The sequence below is a fragment of the Liquorilactobacillus satsumensis DSM 16230 = JCM 12392 genome (assembly GCF_001435195.1).
GTDB lineage: Bacteria > Bacillota > Bacilli > Lactobacillales > Lactobacillaceae > Liquorilactobacillus > Liquorilactobacillus satsumensis.
In genome coordinates, this window is record NZ_AZFQ01000039.1 from 39,769 (window position 1) to 47,261 (window position 7,493).

The following is a 7,493-nucleotide window of genomic DNA, read 5'->3' on the forward strand; positions in this document are numbered from 1 at the left end:
GATTTTGATTTATGGAACACGTTTATCCGGAATAAAAGAGGGGCTGTGACAAAAGTTAAATTTTGTCACAGCCCCAACCTGATTAGGACTATTTTTAATTAAATCACAAAATTAAGGGCTGAAATTTCTGTCAAGGTTGTGCAGCTTTTGGGCTTGCTCAGCTAAATTTCAGCAGGTTCAGTTTTTTCAGAAAGCGTAATGATTCCGACAGCATAAAGACCAGTATGGGTCATGATAATGGGACTCGTCAATTTTTCAAGACAGTCAACTTGTACGCCATCTGCTGGCAGGAGAATATTTTTAATCCGCTCTAAAAACTCTTGAGCAGCATCAGCATGGGAAAGGGCAAGTTCTTGAATCGGATTCTTTTCTTTATGATAGGCCGCTAGCTTTTCACAGAATTTGATAAAGGTTTTGCGGCTGCGGCCTTTAACAACAACATCCAAACTTTCTTCACGAAGTTCAACGATTACCTTCAAATTGATAAGCTTGGTAACGGCACCGGCAAAACGACTAACGCGACCACCTTTAACGAGGTAATCAAGGGTATCAATCAGAACATTCACGCGTGTTCTTTTGAAAATTTCACGGCAATGTTGTTGTATTTCCGGAATTGTTTTACCAGCTTCAAGGTCTTGTGCGGCTGCGATAACTTGAAATGCTAGACCGCGATCAGTTGATTTGCTATTGATTACAGTTACCTTAGTAGTGGTCATTTTAGCAGCCGTCTGTGCGGTTTCAAAGGTCCCACTTAGAACATCTGAAAGAACAATTGCCAGCACCTCACTGCCGTCTGCTCCAAGCCGATCGTAAGCTTCAACGAATTTTCCAAGAGCTGGTTGGCTGGTTTTGGGGAATTTTTTGGCGTGCAACTTATTGATTAATTCCGCTCGAGTAATATCGACGCCATCAACATAGGTTTTACCCTCAATTTCAATAGAGAGCGGGACGATTTCGATCTTGTATTTTTCGATTTCTTCAGGTGTTAATTGAATTGACGAATCGGTCAATATTTTAACGGCTTTTGTCATGCTGGTTAAGCTCCTTAGTTCGTAATCTGATTTATGCAAAATTAATTTTATACACCTAATTATACACGTTGTGGTTTAGTATTCAAGAATATGTAAAACACGTGTCTAGATGTGGTGCTCATATACCAAACAAAGTATAACAGAAATGTTAACGGGTGGCATTTTTTTGATTTTAATTAAATTTACTATGATAAGCAAAAAAGGGACCGCATCAAAATTTTAGTTTTGACGCGGCCCCTTCATCGATGAAGATGCTCTGTAAAAAATGCTTGGGGGAGCAAATTAACGTGCATCTTCAATCCGAAAGTCAGTGAATCTTTAGGGGAAGTAAAAATTCAGCTAACTCTTACTAGGGAAAGGAAAAGATATATTATCAGGTTACAAGATCATCCTACTGCCAAATTATGAATTATTTGTGATGATAAATTTTATTTTTTGTTAAGATAGAAAAAATCCGAAAAATTGGAGCTAATGGAAACTGCTGCAATAATGAAAATAGGGTCTGACTTGTTCGAAAGCAGTTTGCATTTTATTATAGAACTAGCCTGTAATTTAAAGTAACGTTTTTTGCAGAGAAATTATAACTGACAAAGTGGAGGAATACTAGTGGGCAAACAGAATGTTTTTGAAAATGGTTCGATTGAGATTCATGATGCACAACAAAACAATTTGCACCACGTTAGTCTTAAGATCCCTAAGAAAAAAATTAGCGTTTTTGTTGGATTATCCGGTTCAGGCAAATCATCGCTGGTCTTTGATACGTTGGCGGCACTTTCACGCCGGGAATTGAATGAGACTTTTCCAAGTTTTACACAGCAGTACTTGCCTAAATATGGTCAACCGCACGTTAAAGAGATTACTAATCTGCCCGTAGCAATTGTGATTGAACAAAAAAAGTTAACTGCAAATGCACGTTCAACAGTTGCCACATATACTGGAATCTATTCATTGCTGCGTTTGCTTTATTCGCGGATTGGGAAACCTTTTGCAGGTTACTCAGACAGTTTTTCTTTTAATCTGCCACAGGGAATGTGCCCACGCTGTCAAGGTTTAGGATACGTTGATGAGGTTGATGAACAACAATTGATTGACCCGCAAAAATCACTCAATGAAGGTGCAATCACATTTGTTAGTTTTGGTCCGCAGACGTGGCGCTGGAAAAGATACGTTAATAGTGGACTTTTTGACAATGACAAGCCGCTTGTAGAATATTCAAAACACGAATATGAATTGCTAATGCATGCCCCACAGCAGAAGCTTAAAGATCCGCCAGCCGATTGGTATAAATCTGCCAAATATGAAGGCCTCGTGCCTCGAATTAAACGCTCGATTTTATATAGTAAAGAAGGCAAACATCATCAAGAGGCACTCGCAAAAATTGTGACACAGCAAATCTGTCCAGAATGTCATGGTGCAAGACTCAGAAAAGAAGCTTTGGCATGTTTAATTAACGGAAAGAATATTGCTGCAGTCACCGAGCTTGATCTAGTTGCTTTACTGCGCTTTTTGGGGACAATTAAAGAGCCGCTTGCGGCAGAAATAGTCCGGCAGTTACAGACTAAAATCCAGTCGTTGATTGATATTGGCTTGGGATATTTAACGCTTGCACGGCAAACTGGGACACTTTCTGGGGGTGAAGCACAAAGAATCAAAATCGCAAAGTACCTGACGAGTTCGCTGTCAGATCTGGTTTATGTCCTAGATGAACCCAGCGTAGGACTCCATCCATATGATATCAAGTTGCTTGAAAAGGCCTTGAGAAAGCTTAAAAACAAAGGAAATACGATTATTATTGTTGAACACAACCCGGCAGTGATTGCTTTTGCAGATTATGTGGTCGAATTGGGACCTGCGGCGGGCGCTCAAGGCGGTCAGCTGACTTTTTGCGGAACCTTCCAGGAAATGCTAGCGTCATCTTGTTTAACATCAAAATGGTTGCAGCAAAAAAAGCAGTTTACTGGCAGCAGAGAGGCCACTAAAATGCTGCAGTTGAAGAATGCAAAGTTGCACAATCTCAAAGCAATTAGTGTAGCAATTCCTTTAGGTGTGATGACGGTGATTTCTGGGGTTGCGGGTTCAGGTAAGAGCTCATTGGTCGCTGCTGTAAAGGAAAAATTGCAGCAGCCATACGTTGATTTTTCGCAAACACCCGTCGGAACTAATATTCGTTCTACGCCAGTAACTTATCTTAATATTCTGCCAGCCATCCGAAAGCTTTTTGGTAAAGCCAACCAGGTTTCAACCCAGCTTTTCAGTTATAACAGCAAGGGTGCTTGCCCGCGCTGCAAGGGCAAAGGGGTCACAATCACAAATATGGCATTCATGGATCCGGTCGTTCAGCTTTGCGAATTGTGCAACGGAAAAAGATATAATCAAGAGGCGCTGGGGTATCGTTATCATGGTAAAAATATAGCAGAGGTTTTGCATCTTTCCGTTAAAGAAGCACACACTTTTTTTGCAACTGAGCCAGAAATCAGTCAAAAATTAGCCCAGCTTGAACGTGTTGGTTTAGCTTATCTGAAGCTGGAACAGCCATTGACGACGCTTTCTGGCGGAGAGCTACAGCGGTTAAAGCTCGCCTTTGAACTCAACCATCAAGGACAGGTCTATCTCTTTGACGAACCAACCGCAGGACTGCATATGAAGGATATTGCGAAATTGCTGCGGCTCTTTAACGAATTGGTTGCACAAGGCAATTCGGTGATTTTGATTGAACATAATCTGGATGTCATTATGGCAGCAGACTGGCTAATTGATCTTGGTCCGGGTGCCGGTCTTTATGGGGGTGAACTGATGTATAGTGGTAAACCGCGCGCTGCAATGGCTGTTCCAAATTCACGCACAGGTGCTGCTTTAAAGGAGTATCTCGCGGGCCAAACAAGCAGCTCACATTAAACTTGTTTATTTTTACCAGAAAAATGTAATTCTGGGATGAAAATAAGTGCTAGAATCAGGTTGAAAAAGAGCGATAGGGCGGTAAAAATGAAAACTCCGCTGTAACCATACAGGTTTGAAACCACTCCGCCTAATAAAGAACCAAACATACTTCCAAGCGCTTGGAAAGATTGGTTCCAACTAAAAATGGTACCTACAAGACTTGAGGGGGAATCTTTTGAGAGCAGAGTTTGGACTGTTGGAAAGAGAGCTCCATCAGAAATGCCGATCATAAAACGTAAAATCCCCAGGGTCCAGACACTAGCAATTAGTCCTTGGGGAAGATACATAATTACAGCAAAGACAAACCCAAACAGCAAAATTTTGCCATGTCCCTTTCTGTCACCAAGCTCACCGAGTCGCGGGGCTGTCAGCAGCGTTGAGACACCAGGAAGTGCGGCGATGATTCCTGCAGCAATCGTGATTGGACCTACACCATGCATAAGTTCTTTGACGTACAGACTGATTATCGGAGTGATGGAATTATTACCCATCTGAATAATCATAGTTGAAAGTAACAAAACGATAATTGCGGATGGATTTTTAAATTGAGCAAGTGGGAAAGAATGGTGTGGGAATTTTTTCTTTTGAGAAGCAGGCACAAAATCTTCATGTACGAAAAAAAGGCTCAGGCCAAAAACAATGAGCAACAAAAAGCCGGTTAAAACAAAAGTTAATCTAATAGAGAAAACCTGTGCGAGGAAACCGCCTAGTACGGGACCAATCAGGTTTCCAGAAACATAACCGGTTGTTAATATTCCAAGTGCTGCACCGCTTTTAGCGCGCGGTGATTCTGCAGCAATTAAAGCCGATGCATTGGGAATATAGCCGGCACACAGACCTTCAAGAAAGCGTAATATCAGCAATTCCCAGATAGTATGAACGAAGCCACAGGCACCGATAATAATTGCCATTCCTAATGATGAACGTAACAGCATCAATTTACGCCCTTTGCGATCAGCAAGTCTGCCCCAAAGAGGAGAGACAATTGCTACTACTAGGAAGGTAATCGCATAGGTGACCCCGCTGTATAAGGATAGTTGACCCTTATTAAAATTACCGAGTTCTTCAACATAAAGGGATAAAAAAGGTGCGAGCTCGCTGAAGCCCACACCGGCAATAAAGCAACCTAACCAAAGGACAATTAGATTACGTTGCCATTTTTCGAGTTTAGCGAACATAAAAATTCATCTCCACTGCTTATTTTAAAGTGCGCAGCCCCATTATACGCGCAGCTAAGGTAGTTGCGCAAAAGAGTTTTAAAAGGAAATAAGCTAACAGGCTTAGAGTGAAAGGAAGATTCACATGAAAAATTTAAAAATTGCGGCAACAGCGGAGGTGGAAAAGTTTATTCCAGACGGCTGGAAAAGCGAGCTGCTCAGCAATACATCTCTGCCAGCTGAGTTGGCAGCAGTGGTAATTTCTGCTCGTGCAACATTACCGCCAGTCTTTGCCAAGAAGTTAGCTGCAAGCGGGCTGACAGTTCCAGTGATTCGGGTTAAGCCGCAAGTTAAGTCTGCCAAAATGCGTGCTGAGATTAACCGAAAAGCTGCAGCTTATGAGCAGGAAAATGTGCCGCAGTTTCTGAATGATCTGATCACTTACGCGCGTGCGCATCCTGTCAGTTTTACTACACCAGGACATCATAATGGACAATTTTATGCATTGCACCCTGCTGGTAAAGTCTTTAAAGATTTCATGGGCGAAAATTTTTTTCTAAGTGATGTTAGTGATACTGTTACAGAGTTAGGAGATACTTTGACGCATGGCGGGTCACCATTAGCAGCTCAGCAGCAGGCTGCCCGTGCCTATCATGCAGACAAGGTCTATTTTGTGACGGATGGGACGACCTGTGCAAATACTATTTGTGCAACAGCCGCACTGACTGCAGGTGATTTGGTTCTTTTTGATCGCAATAATCACAAATCATTGTACAATAGTGCCTTGGTTGAGACTGGAGCAATTCCAATTTATTTACCAACAGATCGCAATGCTTTAGGAGCGATTGGAGAAATAGATGAACGGGCGCTAGATGAACAGCAATTGCGGGCACAAGTAAAGAAAGTGGCACATGCTAAGGCAACTCAGCAGCGGCCTTTCAGATTGGCAGTTATTCAATTAGAAACATATGACGGTGTGCTGTATGATGCACAGCGGCTTGTTAAAAAAATTGGTCATCTCTGTGATTATATTTTGTTTGACTGTGCGTGGGGTGGTTATGAGCAATTTCTACCCATGCTCCGTCCACTTTCGCCTTTTTCGCTGAAGCTGTCAGCGCAAGCACCAGGTATTTTGGTGACACAGTCAATCCATAAACAACAGGCAGGGCTTGCCCAAGCTTCACAGATTCTGAAGAAAGACCGACATCTTAAGGGACAACCACGCTACATTGATCATAAGCACTTTAACCATGCGTATTTGAAATACGTGACAACCAGTTATTCATATCCAATTTATGCCTCACTGACTGTCAATGCAGCACTTGCGGCAAATAATTTTAGTGCAGTGGTATGGCAAAGGGCGCTGAGATTGGGCATTGAATGGCGCAAGCAACTCTTACAGTCTGCACATTTTTTCAAACCTTTTGTTCCTGCAAAAATTAATGGGATTCCCTGGGAGCAGATTCCAACTGAGGAATTAGCAACCCAGCGTACTGCATGGCAATTGAATGCTCAAGCTAAGTGGCATGGGTTTAGAGAGGTCGTTGATGGGCAGGTTTTGCAAGATCCGCTGAAATTGATTATTACAACTCCAGGAGTTGATGTGGCTGCGGCACAATATCAAACGGATGGGATTCCTGCTCCGATTGTAGAGCAATTTTTAACTGAAAGACGCATTATGTGCGCTAAGGCTGATCTAAATTCGTTGTTATTTTTGTTGACCCCAGGAGAAAGTCAGGCAAAACTCGCTCGCTTACTGTCAGCATTGCTTGAATTTGAGAAGTTATATCAAGCAAATGCAACTGTTGAGGAGGTTTTACCACGGTTATTTAAGGAGCATCAGAAGTTTTATGCTGGCTGGACAATGCAAAAACTTTGCAGCAATATGCAACTTTACTATCGGCAACATCAGACATTCGCCTTGCAAAAAGTTTTGTTTGAAAGCCGCAATTTGCAAGATTTTGTGTTGTCACCCGCAAAAGCAGATGCAGAGTTTGTGCGCAATAACTGCGAGTTGATTCCCTTAGAAAATGCGGTTGGAAGGGTTGCGTTAGAAGGAGCTTTACCTTACCCCCCAGGAATATTTGTAGTTGCTCCAGGGGAACGATGGCAGGAAAAAGAGATTGCGTATTTTGAAGTCCTTTTAGGTGCAATGTCGGCCTTTCCAGGTTTTGCGGCTGAAATTCAAGGGGTTTACCCAGAAAAAACTGCGACAGGGAGATATAAAGCAAAGGTTATAGTACTTAAAGAGCAGCACTGATTTCAGAAACATAAATGTACACAAATAGCGGAGAGTGTGACATAAGTCGGGAAAATTCGAAGTTAGACGGAGAATTTTGACTTATGGAACACGTTTATCCGGAATAAA

The 7,493-nt window shown here is 42.1% G+C and carries 4 protein-coding genes; 2 read left to right on the forward strand and 2 right to left on the reverse strand.

Features of this window, described 5'->3' with window-relative positions; translation table 11 throughout:
• Nucleotides 1–161: 161 nt before the first annotated feature.
• Nucleotides 162–1,031, reverse strand: a complete 870-nt coding sequence (locus tag FD50_RS06570; protein ID WP_056960881.1) for a DegV family protein — start codon at nt 1,029–1,031, stop codon at nt 162–164.
• A 606-nt stretch (nt 1,032–1,637) separates the two neighbouring features.
• Between FD50_RS06570 and FD50_RS06575 the strand changes: the two genes are divergently transcribed.
• Nucleotides 1,638–3,926 carry an ATP-binding cassette domain-containing protein gene (locus FD50_RS06575; RefSeq protein WP_056960882.1) on the forward strand — a complete coding sequence of 763 codons (2,289 nt, stop codon included), beginning with the start codon at nt 1,638–1,640 and terminating at the stop codon, nt 3,924–3,926.
• On the opposite strand, the gene FD50_RS06580 is transcribed toward FD50_RS06575, so the two are convergent.
• Entirely contained in the window at nt 3,923–5,146 is a 1,224-nt protein-coding gene (locus FD50_RS06580) for an MFS transporter (RefSeq protein WP_056960883.1), read from the reverse strand. The two genes, FD50_RS06575 and FD50_RS06580, sit on opposite strands and share 4 nt — an antisense overlap.
• A gap of 124 nt (nt 5,147–5,270) precedes the next feature.
• Here FD50_RS06580 and FD50_RS06585 point away from each other — a divergent pair, with 124 nt between their 5' ends.
• On the forward strand, nt 5,271–7,385 hold the full coding sequence (locus FD50_RS06585; protein ID WP_056960884.1) for a putative ornithine decarboxylase: 2,115 nt from the start codon (nt 5,271–5,273) through the stop codon (nt 7,383–7,385).
• Nucleotides 7,386–7,493: the final 108 nt, after the last annotated feature.